At 65.1% G+C, this 17,054-nt stretch carries 15 protein-coding genes; 8 read left to right on the plus strand and 7 right to left on the minus strand.

What is annotated here, in order from left to right:
- Window positions 1–3: 3 nt before the first annotated feature.
- The 4 genes from BRO63_RS10260 to BRO63_RS10275 form a co-directional block, all read right to left on the minus strand.
- Window positions 4–843, minus strand: coding sequence for an ABC transporter permease (locus BRO63_RS10260; protein WP_088139702.1), 840 nt, complete (start codon window positions 841–843; stop codon window positions 4–6).
- On the minus strand, window positions 840–1,847 hold the full coding sequence (locus tag BRO63_RS10265; RefSeq protein ID WP_054458263.1) for an ABC transporter permease: 1,008 nt from the start codon (window positions 1,845–1,847) through the stop codon (window positions 840–842). Before BRO63_RS10265 ends, BRO63_RS10260 begins: the two co-directional genes overlap by 4 nt.
- 102 nt (window positions 1,848–1,949) lie before the next feature.
- On the minus strand, window positions 1,950–3,524 hold the full coding sequence (locus tag BRO63_RS10270) for an ABC transporter substrate-binding protein (protein WP_088139703.1): 1,575 nt from the start codon (window positions 3,522–3,524) through the stop codon (window positions 1,950–1,952).
- Window positions 3,525–3,664: 140 nt separating this feature from the next.
- A complete protein-coding gene (locus tag BRO63_RS10275; RefSeq protein ID WP_088139704.1) occupies window positions 3,665–4,402 on the minus strand; it encodes a FadR/GntR family transcriptional regulator in 738 nt (245 codons plus the stop codon).
- Window positions 4,403–4,694: 292 nt separating this feature from the next.
- On the opposite strand from BRO63_RS10275, the gene BRO63_RS10280 reads away from it, so the two are divergent.
- Window positions 4,695–6,182 (plus strand): glycosyltransferase family 39 protein, encoded by a 1,488-nt coding sequence (locus BRO63_RS10280; protein WP_088139705.1) that lies wholly within the window; start codon window positions 4,695–4,697, stop codon window positions 6,180–6,182.
- Between the two features lie 6 nt (window positions 6,183–6,188).
- Here BRO63_RS10280 and BRO63_RS10285 read toward each other — a convergent pair whose 3' ends face one another.
- Window positions 6,189–6,455, minus strand: coding sequence for a hypothetical protein (locus tag BRO63_RS10285; protein ID WP_088139740.1), 267 nt, complete (start codon window positions 6,453–6,455; stop codon window positions 6,189–6,191).
- Window positions 6,456–6,621: 166 nt separating this feature from the next.
- On the opposite strand from BRO63_RS10285, the gene hemN reads away from it, so the two are divergent.
- A complete protein-coding gene (gene hemN, locus BRO63_RS10290) occupies window positions 6,622–8,052 on the plus strand; it encodes an oxygen-independent coproporphyrinogen III oxidase (protein ID WP_088139706.1) in 1,431 nt (476 codons plus the stop codon).
- Window positions 8,053–8,088: 36 nt separating this feature from the next.
- Here the strand turns inward: hemN and BRO63_RS10295 are convergent, their stop codons facing one another.
- Complete coding sequence (locus BRO63_RS10295) at window positions 8,089–8,829, minus strand: response regulator transcription factor (protein ID WP_088139707.1); 741 nt, start codon at window positions 8,827–8,829, stop codon at window positions 8,089–8,091.
- 598 nt (window positions 8,830–9,427) lie between these two features.
- On the opposite strand from BRO63_RS10295, the gene thrS reads away from it, so the two are divergent.
- The 6 genes from thrS to ptsP all read left to right on the plus strand — a co-directional run bounded on the left by thrS (window position 9,428) and on the right by ptsP (window position 15,693).
- A complete protein-coding gene (gene thrS / locus BRO63_RS10300) occupies window positions 9,428–11,380 on the plus strand; it encodes a threonine--tRNA ligase (protein ID WP_088139708.1) in 1,953 nt (650 codons plus the stop codon).
- Between the two features lie 20 nt (window positions 11,381–11,400).
- Window positions 11,401–11,952 (plus strand): translation initiation factor IF-3, encoded by a 552-nt coding sequence (gene infC, locus BRO63_RS10305; protein WP_080551054.1) that lies wholly within the window; start codon window positions 11,401–11,403, stop codon window positions 11,950–11,952.
- 154 nt (window positions 11,953–12,106) lie between these two features.
- Window positions 12,107–13,078, plus strand: coding sequence for a glutathione synthase (gene gshB, locus BRO63_RS10310; protein ID WP_088139709.1), 972 nt, complete (start codon window positions 12,107–12,109; stop codon window positions 13,076–13,078).
- Window positions 13,079–13,096: 18 nt separating this feature from the next.
- Complete coding sequence (locus BRO63_RS10315; protein WP_088139710.1) at window positions 13,097–13,498, plus strand: PTS sugar transporter subunit IIA; 402 nt, start codon at window positions 13,097–13,099, stop codon at window positions 13,496–13,498.
- A gap of 109 nt (window positions 13,499–13,607) precedes the next feature.
- Window positions 13,608–13,877 (plus strand): HPr family phosphocarrier protein, encoded by a 270-nt coding sequence (locus tag BRO63_RS10320; protein ID WP_013392913.1) that lies wholly within the window; start codon window positions 13,608–13,610, stop codon window positions 13,875–13,877.
- A 106-nt stretch (window positions 13,878–13,983) separates the two neighbouring features.
- A complete protein-coding gene (ptsP, locus tag BRO63_RS10325) occupies window positions 13,984–15,693 on the plus strand; it encodes a phosphoenolpyruvate--protein phosphotransferase (RefSeq protein WP_088139741.1) in 1,710 nt (569 codons plus the stop codon).
- Between the two features lie 101 nt (window positions 15,694–15,794).
- Here the strand turns inward: ptsP and amt are convergent, their stop codons facing one another.
- Window positions 15,795–17,033, minus strand: a complete 1,239-nt coding sequence (gene amt / locus BRO63_RS10330) for an ammonium transporter (RefSeq protein WP_013392915.1) — start codon at window positions 17,031–17,033, stop codon at window positions 15,795–15,797.
- Window positions 17,034–17,054 lie beyond the last annotated feature (21 nt).

A 17,054-nucleotide genomic window follows, 5' to 3' on the forward strand; every position in this document is an offset into this window, starting at 1 on the left:
CTCCTATTCGCCGCGCTTGCGCAGCTGCGGGTTGAGGGCGTCGTTCAGGCCTTCGCCGATCAGGTTGATGGCCAGCACGGTCAGCAGGATCGCCACGCCGGGCCAGACGCTCATCCACCAGGCTTCGCGGATCATGGTGCGCGCCGCGCCGATCATGAAGCCCCAGCTCATCAGGTTGCGGTCGCCCAGCCCCAGGAAGGACAGCGACGATTCCGTCAGGATGGCGGTGGCGACCATGAACGACGCCGACACGATGATGGGCGACATGGCGTTGGGCAGGATCTGGGTGCTGACGATGCGCGCCGGCGTCTGTCCGATGACGATGGCGGCCTGCACGAACTCGCGCTGCTTGAGCGTCATGAACTCCGAGCGCACCAGGCGCGCGGCCGGCGGCCACGATACGACCGCGATGGCGCCCATGATGGAATAGACGGACGGGCTCAGGATCGCCACCAGGACCACGGCCATGGCCAGCTGCGGGATGGTCTGGAAGAACTCGGTGAAGCGCATCAGCGCGTCGTCCACCCGGCCGCCGCAATAGCCCGCCACCGAGCCGACCACGATGCCGAAGACCAGCGCCACGGCGGTCGACAAGAGGCCTACCATCAATGAAACCCGGGCGCCCCAGACCAGTCCTGCCGTGATGTCGCGGCCCAGCATGTCGGTGCCGAAGGGGTAGTCGGCGTTGGTGAACGGCGGAATCAGCGGATCGGCCACCATCATCCAGGGGGATTCTTCATACAGCAGGGGCGCGGCCAGGGCCACGAGGACCACGACCAGCATGATGGCCAGTCCGGCCACCGCTCCGTAATTGCGCATATAGCGCCGGGCAAATGACTTCATGCGGCGGCTCCTTGCTGCGCGCCCGCGCCGATGCGCGGATCGATGAGTCGGTACAGCACGTCGGTCAGCAGGTTGAACACCACCACCATGATGGAAGTGACCAGGAAGATGCCCAGCAGCAGCTGGTAGTCGCGCTGCAGCAGCGCGTCGAACATCAGCCTGCCTATGCCGGGCCAGGCGAACACGGTTTCGGTCAGCACCGCGCCGCCCGCCATCTGGCCCAGCTGGATGCCGGCGAAGGTAATGACCGGCAGCAGCGCATTGCGCAGCACGTGGGCGCGGATCACGCGGCCGGGGCTCACGCCCTTGGCGCGCGCCGTCTTCACGAAGTCCATGCCTATCACTTCCAGCATGGAGGCGCGGGTCAGCCGCACATAGACCGCCATGAAGAAGCAGCCCAGCGTCACGGTGGGCAGGATCAGGTGCTGGGCGATGTCGCCCGCGCGCGCCCAGCCCTTCAGGTTGGCGCCCACGGTCTCCATGCCGAAGGCAGGCAGCCAGCCCAGCACCACCGAGAACAGCAGAATGCCCATCAGCGACAGCCAGAACAGCGGCGTGGCGTACAGCACCAGGGCGCCCGTCATGACGGAGCTATCGATCCAGCGGCGCTTGTTGCGGTAGCGGGCCTTGGCTGCCACCACGCCCAGGAAGACGCCTAGCACGATGGAGAACACGAAGGCGCAGGACATCAGCAGGAAGGTGGCGGGCAGGCGTTCCAGGATCAGGTCCAGCACCGGCACATGGTTGCGGTATGAGAAGCCCAGGTCCAGCTGCACCACGCCCTTCAGGTACAGCATCAGCTGGGTCAGGATGGGCTTGTCCAGGCCGAAGGCCACGCGCAGCTGTTCGACGTAGGCGGCGTCGCCCGCGCCGGCCTGGCCCGCCAGCACGGCGGCGGGGTCGCCGGGAGCCAAGCGGATCAGGAAGAAATTGATGATCACCACGCCCAGCACGACCACCAGGGCCTTGCCGATGCGGGAAACAAGGAAAGACAGGAATTTCATGCTCGGGGTCCTCTCTGGTCGGGCGCGGCCTGCCTTGGGCAGCCGTTGTCCGGCCGGCATTCGCCGCGGCGGCAGGCCAGCCGCCGCGGCGTCCTGCGGCGCTTACTTCTCGATGTACACGTCGTCGAAGGTCTCGTTCAGGCCGATGGCGGTCTTGACCAGGTTCTTCACGTTGCCGCGGTAGAGCGTGGGGAACTCCATGTCCACCAGGAAGCCGTTGGCGATCTCATTGACCAGCGTGGTCTGCAGCTTGGTGTAGAGCTCCTGGCGCTTGGCGGGATCCACTTCCGAGGCGGCGGCTTCCCATTGCTTGTCGGTCTCGGGGTTGCTGTAGCCCTGCACGTTGGCGAACGGCGAGCCCTTGACGATGTTCGACGAGATATAGAGCCGCTGCACGCCCAGCGCGGGGTCGCCGTACTGGTAGGTGAAGGTGGTCGTCATGTCGAAGTCCCAGTTGCCCGTGCGGCTGGCCCAGCCGCCCGCGTCGGTGGCTTCCAGGTTGACCTTGAAGCCCAGCTGCTCCAGCGCCTGCTTGGTGTATTCGCCCAGGCGGTCCCAGGTGGAGCCGTAGGGGAAGCTCAGCTGGCGGATCGTGTAGTCCTCGGGCTTGATGCCGGATTCCTTGATCAGCGCGCGCGCCTTCTTCATGTCGAACGCCAGCGGCGGCATGTTCTTGTCGTAGAACATCTCGGTGGTGACGAAGGGGCTGGTGGAGACCTTGCCCAGGCCGAAGAAGATGTTGTTGACGACCATGTTGCGGTTGATCGCCGCCATCACCGCCTGGCGCACCTTCAGGTTGTCGAAGGGCGGCTTGCGCATGTTGAAGATCAGGTAGGCCTGGGGCGAGAACATCTCCCAGCCGGCCGTGGTGTATTCGACCTTGGGTAGGGCGCGCAGGCGCTTGATGTCGACGTTGTCCACGTCGCCGCCGCGCAGCACGTCCACGCTGCCGCGCTCGAAAGCCACCGCGCGCGAGGCCGAGTCGGGAATGATGTTGAACACCAGCTCATCCAGATAGGGCTTGCCCGGCTTCCAGTAGTCGGGGTTGCGGGTCAGCTTGATGTATTCGCCGCGCTTCCATTCCTTGAACATGAACGGGCCGGTGCCTACCGGTTTCTGGTTGGCCGGGTTGGTCATATAGTCGGTGCCCGCGTAGATGTGCTTGGGCATCATGGGGGCAAAGCCCGGTTCGAACATCAGCATGAAGGCGGGGAAGGGCGTCTTCAGCTTGACGACGACCGTCTTGGCGTCCGGCGCCTGCACCGATTCCACGAACTTGTTCAGGATCACGCGGGCGCGCGCATGGGTCTTGGGCAGCATGTCCGCCAGCGAGAACACCACGTCCTCGGACGTGAAGGGCTTGCCGTCATGCCACTTGACGTTGTCCTGCAGGTGGAAGGTATAGGAGAGGCCGTCGGCCGAGGCCTCCCACGATTTGGCCAGGCCGGGCAGCGGCTTCAGGTCGGTGGAGTAGGTCAGCAGGCTCTCGTAGATCTTGCCGGCGACGAATTGCGTGGGGCCCTGCTGGTTGATGGCGGTGACGATCACCGGCGGTTCGGGCTGCACGATCATGTTCAGCGTGCCGCCCATGGTCTGCGCCAGGGCTTGCGTGGCGGGCAGCGCGGCCGCGAGGACCAGTGCGCCGATGCTTAGAGAGAACCATTTTTTCGATTTCACTGCGAGCCTCCGGGCTGGAAAGGGTCTGACAGGTGTCCGCGTCGCGGATGCCGTGCACTGGCAAGCAAACCTCATGCCACCTGTGTTTTCAGGGGTACTGCGGGTGGAGCCGCTACAACAATGCTTCGTACAGGTGCTTTTCAGCGCGCCGCGCACCATTGCGGCGCGCCGTTGTCTTCGCCAAAGTCCTCGCGCAGGCGCGCCAGGATGCCCAGCAGATGCGCATGCATGGCGTGCCGCGCGCGGATCGGGTCGCGCGCCTGGATGGCCGTCAGGATGCGCTGGTGCTCGGCATGCGCGATCGCCCAGACTTTGGTGTCGACGAAGTAATCCTCCATGCGGCTGTACACGGGGCTGGCCTGCGTCAATTCCCACAGGTGGGCCACCGAGGCCGCCACCGCGGCGTTGCCGCAAGCCGCGGCGATGGCGTTGTGGAAATCGCGGTCGTGGCGGCCCGGCGAGTTGCCCAGCGACATGCCTTCGTGGGCGTCGCGGATGGCGGCGATCTGGGCCGGCGATCCGTGTTGCGCGGCCATGCCGGCGCATTCGGGCTCGATCAGCATGCGCGCTTCCAGCAGGTCGAACGGACCGATGCCGTCCTGTCCCGGCGTGGCGTGACCGGCGGCGGGGGCGGCGGCTTCGCGGGCGGCGGTGACGAACACCCCGGTGCCGACGCGCACTTCGACATAGCCTTCGATTTCCAGCGCGATCAGGGCTTCGCGGATCGACGCGCGGCTGACTTGCAGTTGCTCGGCGAGCTCCCGTTCGGAAGGCAGGCGTGCGCCGCGGGGAAATTCCCCGGCGCGGATGCGGCCGGCGATCTGGTCGGCGATGACGCGGTACAGGCGGGTGACGGCGGCGGCTTGGAAGGTGTTCATCGGCGGGTGAGGCGGGAACTTCGGGCCAAGTGGTCAGGCCACCAAATATAGGCATCTCGCCCTTGAATAAGAAGGGAAATTTCGCATTTCAAGGGAAAACGATCACAGGGATTTCACGTCTTTCTTTAGGGTGGTCAGGCCAGTTAGGAAAGCCTCGATCCCTTTACAGTTTCCAGACAAATCCCGCACAGAACCCCCGCTGTTGCGGGCTGACGCCATCCCATACTCCGTCCCGCCCGAGTACGGGCATGAAGCAAGGCAGCGCGCTGCGCCGGCAGGAAGGGAGAGGGATGTGAAGGAAGTCGCGGAACGGGCGTTGCGGCCCGAGGGCTGGCGGATCGGCCTGGGCATGGCGCTGTTCGCTCTGGCGTGGCTGTGGCTGCTGGACTGGGCGGCCTTGGCGCCGCCCACCGACAATATCGAGCAGCTCACCTGGGTGCGCAGCCTGGAATGGGGCTACTACAAGCATCCGCCGCTGCCGACCTGGCTGCTGTGGCCCGCGGTGCAATTGCTGGGCTGGTCGGCCTGGACGAGCTACATCGCCGGCGCACTCTGCACCCTGGGCGCTTTCGCGCTGCTGTGGCGCTGGCTGCGTGACATGCGCGGCGGCGGCTACGCGCGGATCGCGTTGCTGGCCGGCCTGTGCATCACCTTCTACAACGGCCGATTGCATTTCTACAACCACGAGATCGTGCTGATTCCGCTGGCGGTGGGCTGCGCCGCCGCGTGCTGGAAAGCCTGGACCACGCGCCGGATCGGCTGGTGGATCGTGCTGGGCTCCTGCCTGGGCCTGGGCGGCTTGTCCAAGTACCAGAGCGCGGTGGCGGGCGCCGCCGTGCTGGCGTTCTGGCTGAGCCAGCGCGGCTGGCGCGATCCCATGCACCGCTTTGGCCTGCAGGTGGCCGCGCTGACCGCGTTGGCGGTCTTTGCGCCGCACCTGTGCTGGCTGGCCTACAACGATTTCGAGCCCCTGAATTACGCGATGGCTTCATCGTTGGCCGCGGGCCTGCCGTCGGCCGGCCGCGTGGCCGAAGTGGCGCGGTGGTGGAGCGATCAGCTGCTGAACCGTGCGCTGCCAGCGTGGGTGTTCCTGGGCGGCTTGTGGTGGCTGGTCCGCCGCCGCGCAGCCGCTGGCGCGGTGGAGAGGCAAGCGCGACCGCGCGATGCGGGCCATGCGATTCTGCTGTCGTTCGGTTTGACGCCGCTGGTCTTCGTCAGCGTCATGACGCTAGCCAGCGGTTCCCATGTGCAGCTGCACTGGGGCACGCCTTATCTGCTGTTCGTGGCGCCGGCGGCGATGGAACTGATGCGTGGCGCCGTCTTGGAGCGCGTGCGGCCGCGCGATGCGGTGCTGGTCTTCGTACTGATCCAGGCGCTGTTGATGTTGCGGGTCGGGCTGACTTCGCCTGGCGGCGCGGGACTTGCGCGCAAGGCGTCGGACTGGCGCTATTTCGATTCCCGCGCGCTGGCCGATGCCCTGCACGAACCCGCCAAGGCCGCGCTGGGTGGGCCGGTCAGGCTGATCTCTGGACCGCCCGACGAGGCTGGAGCGCTGGCGTTGCGCCTGCCGGAGCAGCCGCTGGTGCTGATAGACGGGCAACTCCGCTTCAGCCCCTGGGTGCCGAAGGACGTGGCCGAGGCTTGCGGCGCATTGGAACTGGCGCGGACGGCGTCCGGGCCGGGATTCGTCGAGGTCGGGCAGGACTTCCCGGGCCTGTACTGGCGCGTGACGCCGTCCTCCGCGCTCTGCGGTACGGCGTCAGGTCCGCCGCGCCCCTAAGGCTGGCTACTGCGCCTCGCCATCCGGCTCGGGCGTCTGCGTGAAGGCCCGCACCAGGCGCGCGATGCCATCCAGCTCGTCGTGTGCGCCCACCACCCATTCCGGCTTCTCGAACGGACTGTCCGAGGGGGCATTGTCCATGTTCGCCTTCAGGTCATTGAGCAGCTCCAGCGCCATGTCGGTGGCTTGGGGGCTGCTGCGGGTCGATAGGGCGATGGCGATCGCCAGCGCCTGGCGCATGGCGAGCAGGCGGCCGTCCAGTTCAGTGCCCATGATGGTTTCCTTGTTGTGCATCTTTGTGACAGGCGCATTTTACGGGGGCGTGGCCGCAAGCGCCGCCAGGGGGCAGGGCGGGACGGGCGGACGGGCTGGACGGTAAGACGCCGGTGTTTGCGCAAGATCAAGCCGGACTGGCCGGCACAGGCGAATAATTCCAGGTATGCAAGCCGTCCTACGCCCATCACAGACCGAGTCCCGCGAGCCCTGCGCCGCCAGCCCCTTGTTCCCGCCCCAATTGCTGGCGCGGCTGGACAAGAACGGCCCCCGTTACACCTCATATCCCACGGCAGACCGGTATCACGGCGGGTTTGCCGAGCAGGAGTACCGGCAGGCGCTGCAGCAGCGCCGCGCCGCGGCGCCGGTGGAGCCCTTGTCGCTCTACGTGCACATTCCGTTCTGCGAATCAGTCTGTTATTACTGCGCCTGTAACAAGGTGGTGACCCGGCATCACGACCGCGCCGCCCGCTATCTGGATGCCCTCGCTGCCGAGATCGAATTGCATGTGCGCGAGCTAGGCGAGGGCGTGCCCGTGTCGCAGTTGCATTTCGGCGGCGGCACGCCGACTTTCCTGTCCGACGAGGAATTGGCGCGCCTGATGGCGAACCTGCGCCGCGCCTTCCGTTTCGAGTCCGACGCGGAAATCTCGATCGAGGTGGACCCGCGCACCGCCACGCCCGAGCGCCTGGCCCATATGCGTGAGCTGGGCTTCAACCGCCTGAGCTTCGGCGTGCAGGATTTCGATCCCCGGGTGCAGGCGGCGGTGCATCGCATGCAATCATTCGAGGACGTGCGGGCGCTGATGCAGAGCGCCCGGAAGCTGGACTATGCCTCGGTCAACGTGGACCTCATCTACGGCCTGCCGCTGCAGACCACGGAGTCCTTTGCCCGCACCATCGCCCAGGTCATTGCGCTGCGCCCTGATCGCATCGCGCTGTATGCCTACGCCCATCTGCCTGCGCGCTTCAAGCCGCAACGCCGCATCAACGAGGCCGACCTGCCCGACAGGGAGACGCGGGTGGGGCTGCTCAGCGCCGCCATCGACGGCTTCCTGAAGCAGGGCTATGCCTACATCGGCATGGACCATTTCGCGCTGGAAACCGATGCCTTGGCGATCGCCAAGCGCAAGGGAGAGTTGCACCGCAACTTCCAGGGCTACAGCACGCAGCCCGACCGCGATCTGGTCGCGCTGGGCGTGTCCGCGATCGGCCGCATCGGCAATACCTACAGCCAGAACGCCAAGGTCCTGGATGAGTACTACGCGGCGATCGAGGCGGGGCGCTTTGCCGTCGAAAGAGGGCTGGCGTTGAACGCGGACGACCTGGTGCGGCGCGAGATCATCATGGACATCATGTGCCAGGGCCGCGTGGACTTTGGCCGGATCGAGGCGCGTCACGGCCTGCGGTTTGCCGACAGTTTTGGCCGGGAATTGCAGCAGATGGCGAATCTGGCGGAGCTGGGCCTGGTCCACCTGCGCCCCGACGAGCTGCAGGTAACCGGCCTGGGCTGGTACTTCGTGCGGGCCGTCGCCATGGCGTTCGACGGCTATCTGCAGGCGCCAGGCACGGCCGCCAGTTACTCCCGGATCATCTGAGCTGCAATTTCGCGTGGGGCGGGCGCCGGGCTGCGTTCATTCGGCGAACTTCTCACGCAAATAGAGCGCCAGCGACAGGTCGTCGGACAACTGCAACTTGCGCATGGCGCGGCGCTTGTGGGTGCTGATGGTCTTCTTGCTGCGCATCAGCCGCGCCGAGATCTGCGTGACGGACAAACCCTGGCTGATGTGGCGCAGTATCTCCACTTCCGAAGTCGTCAAGGCGGAGTGAGGGTGTGTCGGCTGCTGGGGGCGGATCTTGCCGTCCTGCACCGTGAGGAACTCCTCCTTGCCCGCTAGGACGCCGCGGATCATCTCGGGCAGCAGCACCATGCCGCATTCCTTGGCGAAGTAGCCGTTCGCGCCCGCGCGAAAGGCGGCGTATTGGGTCTCCTGGCGGCTACCCGCCGAGAATGTAATGAGCGCCATCGTGGGGTGGTAGCGGCGCAGGCGCCGCAGATAGTTCACGCCGTCCCAGGGTTCCAGGGGCAGGTAGAAATCGACGAGGGCGACTTCGCAGGGCGAGTGGGACAGTTTTTCCAGTAGCGAACGGGCCGAGGTTTCCCGGTGCACCACCCGGAAGCCCGGCCGGCTCTCCAGGTAGGCGCCCACGCCCACGGCAACCACGGGGTGGTCGTCCAGGATTGCGACCTTGATGAGAGGCGGCGGTCGGGACAGGAGCAAGTGCCGGCGCGTGCCCGGGCGGTCGCCGCTGTCGGCGGGCTCGGGATTGATGTGTGGGGGCGCTTTGAGGTTGAGCGCTGAGACAGTTTTCATCGATGCTCCACATGCAGGATGGGGGAACGCCGGCGGTCGATTGCGCAGGTCGCGGGTGTCCTGAATTTGCGAAGGCAGATTACGTTTTCGCATGGCCCGCGGGAGATGAATCGCGCCAAAATAAGACTGTTGCACCGTCGACCTGTCATATATGCGAGAAGCACGCGCGGAACAGCCCAGATTTAGGCCGCGACGGCAGACGAGGTTTTGAGTTATGGGGCAGCGGCGCGCAGCCAGGCGCAGCCGACGTGGCCTCCCGGGCGAGCTGTGGCGCTTTTGCCACGGGAAAGGCGTAAATAGTGATACAATCGTCGACGATAAGCACAGCTTCTGTTGCGCAGTGCATTGTTTGCTGTTTTTGATCCATGCCGCTGCGGCGAGCACCATTAGGTCCAGACACCATGTTTTTCCCGCTGGCACGAACTACGACCCGGAACTTTCGCCCTATGTCGCGTTAAGTTTTCGTGCGTCGGGTTTCACCGTGTCAGGTCAGCGGTAGGACTCAGCAAGACAATCCAAGGAACGCGGCTCTCAGGCCGCGTTTTTCGTTTCCGTAATTTGTTTTTTAGTTCCCAGAACCCCCCAGGAAGCACTCCCGATGGTACAGATCACATTGCCCGATGGTTCGCAGCGCCAATATCCGGGGCCGGTAACGGTTGCCGAAGTGGCGCAATCGATCGGTACGGGCCTGGCGAAGGCCGCCTTGGGCGGCCGCGTGACGTTTGAGGGCTCGGATTCCAGGCTGGTCGACACCAGCTTCCGCATCGAGGGCGACGCCCGCCTGGCCATCGTGACCGCCAAGGACGCCGATGGCCTGGATCTGATCCGCCACTCGACCGCACACTTGCTGGCCTATGCCGTCAAGGAGCTGTTTCCGGATGCCCAGGTCACCATCGGTCCGGTGATCGACAACGGCTTCTACTACGACTTCTCGTACAAGCGCCCGTTCACGCCCGACGACCTGGCCGCCATCGAGAAGAAGATGGCCGAACTCGCCAAGAAGGACGAAGTCGTGACGCGCGAGGAATGGTCGCGCGACGACGCCGTCGAATTCTTCAAGGGCATCGGCGAAAAGTACAAGGCCGAGATCATCGCCTCGATTCCGTCGAACGAGCCGCTCAGCCTGTACCGCGAAGGCGACTTCATCGACCTGTGCCGCGGCCCCCACGTGCCGTCCACGGGCAAGCTGAAGGTCTTCAAGCTCATGAAGGTGGCCGGCGCCTACTGGCGCGGCGACAGCAAGAACGAGATGCTCCAGCGCATCTATGGCACGGCCTGGGCCACCAAGGAAGAACAGGAAGCCTACCTGCACATGCTGGAAGAGGCCGAGCGTCGCGACCACCGCAAGATCGGCCGCGAGCTGGACCTGTTCCACTTCCAGGACGAGGCTCCCGGGCTGATCTTCTGGCATCCCAAGGGCTGGGCGCTGTGGCAGCAGGTGGAGCAGTACATGCGCTCCGTCTACCGCGACAACGGCTACCAGGAAGTGAAGGCGCCGCAGATCCTCGATATTTCGCTCTGGAAGAAGACGGGCCACTGGGACAACTACCGTGAAAACATGTTCACGACGGAGTCCGAGAACCGCGTCTACGGCCTGAAGCCGATGAACTGCCCGGGCCACGTGCAGATCTTCAACGCCGGCCTGCATTCCTATCGCGAACTGCCCTTGCGCTACGGTGAATTCGGCCAGTGTCACCGCAACGAGCCCTCGGGTTCGCTGCACGGGATGATGCGCGTGCGCGGCTTCACGCAGGACGACGGCCACATCTTCTGTACCGAAGAACAGCTTCAGGACGAGTGCGCCGATTTCACGGCGCTGCTGCAGAAGGTCTATCGCGATTTCGGCTTCACCGAGGTGCTGTACAAGGTCGCCACGCGTCCCGAAAAGCGCATTGGCTCGGATGAAGTCTGGGATACGGCCGAAGCCGCCCTGATGGAGAGCCTGCGCCGCACCGGCTGCGAGTTCGAAGTGTCGCCGGGCGAGGGTGCCTTTTACGGTCCCAAGGTGGAATACACCCTGAAGGACGCCATCGGTCGCCACTGGCAGTGCGGCACGATCCAGGTCGACTTCTCCATGCCCGTGCGCCTGGGCGCCGAGTACGTGGACCAGAACGACCAGCGCCGCCCGCCGGTCATGCTGCACCGTGCGATTCTCGGTTCGCTGGAGCGTTTTATCGGCATGCTGATCGAAAACCACGCCGGCGCCATGCCTCCCTGGCTGGCCCCGGTGCAGGCGGTTGTATGCTGCATTTCCGAACCTTCGGCCGATTATGCGGCTGAAATCACGCAAAGCCTGAAAAAACAAGGCTTTAGAGTAGAGTCCGATTTGCGCGGTGAAAAAATCACTCGTAAAATTCGGGAGCACAGCCTGCAAAAGGTGCCGTACATCCTCGTCGTCGGCGACAAGGAAAAGCAAAACGGCACCGTAGCCGTACGCGGACTGGGTGGATTGGACCTCGGAGCCATCGCATACGACGAATTCGTCGCGCGCTTGTCCGAAGACGTTTCCACCCGTCGCGACGTCAATCAACCTGATGGCAGCGCTGCTTAACATTTCTAGGAGCTTTCAACATCGCCACTGAAAAAGCCAATCGCATCAACGGTGAAATCCGCGTCCCCGAGGTGCGCCTGATAGGTCTGGACGGAGAACAGCTCGGCATCGTCAAGATTGCCGACGCCTTCCGTCTTTCCGAGCAAAGCGACGTGGATCTGGTGGAAATCGCGCCGAACGCCGAACCACCGGTCTGCCGTTTGATGGACTACGGCAAATTCAAGTACCAGGAGCAGAAGCGCCAAGCCGAAGCTCGTTCCAAGCAGAAGGTCATCCAGGTCAAGGAAGTCAAATTCCGTCCGGCCACCGACGAGGGCGACTACCAGGTCAAGCTGCGCAATCTGCGCCGCTTCCTCGAAGAAGGCGACAAGGCCAAGGTGACGCTGCGTTTCCGCGGCCGCGAAATGGCCCACCAGGAACTCGGTATGCGGGTGCTTGAACGTGTGCGCGACGATCTGCTGGAGCTTGCCCAGGTCGAAGCCATGCCGAAGCTCGAAGGCCGTCAGATGGTCATGGTGCTGGCGCCGAAGAAAAAGGCCGTGCCTGCGGGCAAGCCTGAATCGGCCGCCTGAACTCCTGCCGTAGTCTCTCCAGGGAGACTACGCCGCTCCAGCGACCCGCCGCCAGTCTTTGCGCCGGCGGGTTCGCCAATTGGGCGGCTCTGCGCTACGATGTCATAAAGCCGCCTTCCCGCGAGGGAAGGCGGCGTCCGTTCAGGGTGTCGCGATGCATGTATTGTTCGTTTTGGATCCCTTGCCGCTGCTCAAGGCGTACAAGGACAGCTCTGTCGCCATGATGCGCGCCCTGGTGGCGCGCGGCCACACGCTCAGCGTGGCCATGCAGGGCGATCTCTATATCGAGGCGGGCACGGTCAAGACCGCGGCCACCCCCATCGAACTGGTCGCGGACGCCGATCTGCACGGCCACGACTGGTGGCGCGAGTCCGCCGCCCGGGATCTGCCGCTGGCGGAGTTTGGCGCGGTGGTCATGCGCAAGGACCCGCCGTTCGACATGGAATACGTGTATTCCACGCATCTGCTCGAATATGCCGAGGCGCAGGGCGCCCGCGTGTTCAACACCGGAGCGGCGATCCGCAACCATCCGGAAAAGCTGGCCATCACCGAAATCAGCGAGTTCACCGCGCCCACGCTGGTGACCCGCAGCATGGCCCGCCTGAAGGCATTCCACGACGAGCATCACGACGTCATCGTCAAACCCCTGGACGGCATGGGCGGCACCGGCGTGTTCCGGCTGCAACCCAAGGATCCCAACCTCAACGCCATCCTGGAAACGCTGACGGAGAACGGCGCGCGCACCATCATGGCGCAGCGCTACATTCCCGACATCGTCAAGGGCGACAAGCGCATCCTGCTGATCGGCGGCGTGCCGGTGCCGTATTCCCTGGCCCGCATTCCGCTGGCCGGCGAAACTCGCGGCAACCTGGCGGCCGGCGGCCGCGGCGTGGCCCAGGAGCTTTCCCCGCGCGATCGCGAGATCGCCGAGGCGGTGGCTCCCAAGCTCGCCGCGCGCGGCCTGTTGCTGGTCGGCCTGGACGTCATTGGCGATTACGTCACTGAAGTCAATGTCACCAGCCCCACCTGTTTCGTGGAAATCGCGGAGCAAACCGGTTTCGATGTCGCGGGCATGTTCGTCCAGGCGCTGGAAAAGGCCGTGGCGACCCCTGCCGCGGCAGCCTGACCTGCCAGGATTCCCGTCATGACCACCGGTATAGTCATCGTCGTGCACGCGCCCCTGGGCGCGGCGATACGCGATTGCGCCAGCCACGTCATGGGCAACCTGGACGGCATGCTGGCCATACACGATATCCTGCCTGCAGACCGCCCGGACGACCTGGCGCCGCAAGTCCTCAAGGACATCCTGGAGCAGGAACACGGCGCGGGCGTGCTGGTGCTGACCGACCTGATCGGCGCCACGCCTGCCAATATCGCCAAGCGCGCCGTCGCCGACGCCCAGGCCCAGGGCATACAGTGCTGTGTGCTGGCCGGATTGAACACCCCGATGCTGCTGCGGGCTCTGACCTATCGTAATTTACCGTTGGCCGAAACGCGCGAGAAGGCGCTGGCCGGGGGGCTTCAGGGTGTCTTACGTGTAGACTGACGGGCGGAAGTTTGCCCTATCATGTCGGCTATCGATTCTGGCCGATCGGCGGTTCGACGTTTTGCTGCGATCAACACTGCGGCGTCATGCCGCAGCCACCATATTTCCTATGCCTAATACAGACATCGTCATCAGCAATAAACTGGGCTTGCACGCTCGGGCGGCTGCCAAGCTGACGCAGCTGGCCAGCAAGTTTTCCAGCGAGATCTTCATCTCGCGCGGCGCGCAGCGCGTGAACGCCAAGAGCATCATGGGCGTCATGATGTTGGCTGCCGGGCTGGGCGTGACCGTAAAGCTGGAGGCCTCCGGCAACGATGCCGATCAGGCCCTTTCCGAAATTCAATCATTGTTCGACAGCAAATTCGGTGAGCAGGAATAGAATTTCTTCCGAATCGGCCGGCCTGAGCGTTGCCCAGGCCGGCTCGTCTACGCCCCTCAATGACGCACCCAACAACGGGGCTGGCTCTGCCAGCCCCGTTGTCTGTCTGTACGGCAAAGGCGTCGCCAAGGGATATGCCATCGGCCGCGCGGTCGTCATGGGCGCGGCGGCGCTGGAAGTTGCGCATTACCGCATCTCGCCCGAGGATGTGCCCGCCGAAAGCAGCCGGCTCACCGACGCCTTGGCCTCGGCGCAGCAGGAACTGCTGCAGTTGGCCGATACCTTGCCGGCCGACGCGCCGCGCGAACTCGGCGCCATGCTCAACGTGCACAGCCTGCTGCTGGGCGACCCGCTGCTCGCCGAGCAGACCCTGGCGCTGATCGCCGAACGTCACTACAACGCCGAATGGGCGCTGACGACGCAGGGGCAGATCCTGGGCCAGCAGTTTGACGCCATGGAAGACGAGTACCTGCGCGAACGCGGGGCCGACGTGCGCCAGGTCATCGAGCGGGTGCTGCACGTGCTGGCTGGAACCTCGGCCATCCTGCCCGACATGTCCCACATGGGCGGCGACGACGCGCTGGTGGTCGTGGCCCACGATATTTCGCCCGCCGACATGCTGCGCCTGCGGGGCGGCCGCTTTGCCGCCTTCGTGACGGACCTGGGCGGTCCCACTTCGCATACCGCCATCGTGGCGCGCAGCATGGCCGTGCCAGCGGTGGTCGCCATGGGCAACGTGCGGGAACTGGTCCGCGACGGCGACATGCTGATCATCGACGGCGCAGCCGGCGCGGTGATCGTCAATCCGTCCAACCGCATCCTGGAAGAATACCGCCGCCGCCAATCGGCCTATGCCGACGAGCGCGCCGAACTGAGCCTGCTGCGCGACGAGCCCTCCGTCACGCTGGACGGCATCGATGTGGTGCTGCACGCCAACATCGAACTGCCCGATGAGGCCGCGCTGGCGCTGGCGTCCGGCGCGCACGGCATAGGCTTGTTCCGCAGCGAATTCCTCTTCATGGGACGTCCTGACCTGCCGGGCGAGGAAGAGCAGTACGAAGCCTATTCGTCGGTGGTCAAGGTGATGGCCGGCCGGCCCGTCACGATCCGCACGCTGGACATCGGCTCGGACAAGACGCTGGACGGCGAGGCCACCGTGGCCACCAATCCCGCGCTCGGGCAGCGCGCCATCCGCTATTGCCTGGCGCGCCCGGAGATGTTCGCGACACAGCTGCGCGCCATTCTGCGGGCCTCGGCCCACGGCCCCGTGCGGCTGTTGATACCGATGATCGCGCACATGCACGAGGTGGTGGCGACCAAGGTGGCCATCGAATCGGCTCGGCGCGAACTCGATGCGCGCGGCCAGGCCTATGCGCCCCACATGGAAGTGGGCGCCATGGTCGAGGTGCCCGCCATCGCCATCGCCATCGAACCGTTCGCGCAGGCGCTGGATTTCCTGTCCATCGGCACCAACGACCTGATCCAGTACACGCTGGCGATCGATCGCGGCGACCACGACGTGGCATCGCTCTACGATCCGCTGCATCCGGCGGTGCTGCGCCTGGTCGCGCACACCATCAATGCGGGCGAGCGGGCTGGCAAGCCGGTTGCCGTGTGCGGCGAGATGGCAGGGGACTCGCGCATGACCCGGCTGCTGCTGGGCCTGGGCCTGACCGAATTCTCCATGCATCCGCAGCAACTGCTGGACGTCAAGCGCGAGGTCCGGCGCGCGCACTCCAACGCCTTGCGCGTGAAGGTGGCGAGCGCCTTGAACCGTGCCTTGCCGGTGGACCTGGATACGCTGGACCTGGCCTGAGGCGGTACGCCGCGACATGAAAAAGGCGCCGGGGCGGTATGCCCCGGCGCCTTTTTTTTCCACGCCCGCCGATGCCTGCCGGCGGGCTGGAAATTCCGCGTTCAGCTGTGGTAGGCCGATTCGCCGTGGCTGGTAACGTCCAGGCCTTCGCGCTCCTGGTCTTCCGGCACGCGCATGCCGCAGAGGGCGTTGGCGATCTTGTAGGCGATCCATGCCACCACGCCGGACCAGACGATGGTCAGCAGCACGCCTTCCAACTGGACCCACAACTGATGGCCGATCATGCCGGGCTCGGCCAGGCCGGGGCCGCCGAGGATCTGCGCATTGAACACGCCGGTCAGCAGGGCGCCTACGATGCCGCCCACGCCGTGCACGCCGAACACGTCCAGCGCGTCATCGGCGCGCAGCAGGCGCTTCAGGCCGTTCACGCCCCAGACGCAGACGATGCCTGCAATGACGCCGATGACCAGCGCGCCCACCGGACCCACCAGGCCGGCGGCCGGGGTGATGCCGACCAGGCCGGCGACGGCGCCGGAGGCAGCGCCCAGCATCGAGGGCTTGCCCTTGACGGCCCATTCGGTGAACAGCCAGGACAGCACGGCGCCCGCGGTTGCGATCATCGTGTTGAAGAAGGCCAGGGTGGCATTTTCATTGGCGGCCAGGGCAGAGCCGGCGTTGAACCCGAACCAGCCCACCCACAGCAGCGCCGCGCCCACGAAGGTCATCGGCAGGTTGTGCGGCTGCATGGCTTCGCGGCCGTAGCCCACGCGCTTGCCCACCACGTAGGCACCCACCAGGCCAGCCACGCCGGCGTTGATGTGCACCACGGTGCCGCCGGCGAAATCCAGCGCGCCCTTGGCATTGAGCAGGCCAGGCGCCGTTTCGGACGCGAACCAGACCATGTGGGCGATCGGCACATAGGCGAAGGTGAACCAGATCACCGTGAACACCAGCACCGCCGAGAAGCGGGCGCGTTCGGCGAAGCTGCCCACGATCAACGCGCAGGTGATGCCGGCGAACGTGGCCTGGAACGAGGCGAACAGCAGTTCGGTCAGCGAGTTCGACATGGCGTACTTGCCGTCGGACGGGGTGAACATGCCGGAGAAGAAGGCGCGCGACAGGCCGCCGAAGAAGGCGTTGCCCTCGGTGAACGCGAGGGAGTATCCGTAGATGAACCAGAGCACCAGGCCCAGCACGAACGTGCACAGCACTTGCAGCAACACGGACAACACGTTCTTGCTGCGTACCAGGCCGCCATAGAACATCGCCAGACCGGGTACGGCCATCATCAATACAAGCAGGGTAGAGACGAGCAACCAGGAGATATCCGCTTTATCCATTTTCAGGCTCCATTGAGTCTT

Origin of the sequence: Achromobacter xylosoxidans, from assembly GCF_002192695.1 — a bacterium.
In the GTDB taxonomy this organism is placed as follows: domain Bacteria; phylum Pseudomonadota; class Gammaproteobacteria; order Burkholderiales; family Burkholderiaceae_B; genus Achromobacter; species Achromobacter xylosoxidans_C.